The sequence below is a fragment of the Dellaglioa sp. CoH-57-MRSF-22 genome (assembly GCF_056781895.1).
The window spans coordinates 1-279 of record NZ_JBXAXT010000198.1; the positions used below are offsets into that span (position 1 = coordinate 1).

The 279-nt window shown below is 55.6% G+C and carries 1 protein-coding gene; it reads right to left on the reverse strand.

Annotated features, from left to right (window positions below):
* Positions 1-225: hypothetical protein (locus AC1RPR_RS08775; RefSeq protein WP_481763567.1), on the reverse strand; the 225-nt coding region annotated here is incomplete at its 3' end.
* Positions 226-279: the final 54 nt, after the last annotated feature.

Here is a 279-nt window from a genome sequence, read left to right on the forward strand (position 1 = left end):
ACGCTCGGGAATTTCTGCGAGATGAGCACGACGCTTGCCCTTCCCGAACTCAGAGTCGCGCGCGACACTCGGGAATAGGGTGTTGGCCCACAACCGAGTCATAAAGACCACGGGCGAGCCTGTGTATCGCTTGGTGTACAGGAACATGAAGCGCGACTTCAGAGCCTTTCGGTCCAGCGCAAGATGTTCGGGCACCACGAGATTGGTAGTTGGTCTGAGATTCATCCTATTTGTCCGGGTCCAGAAACGAAAAGACCCCGATAACCTTAGCTATCGGGG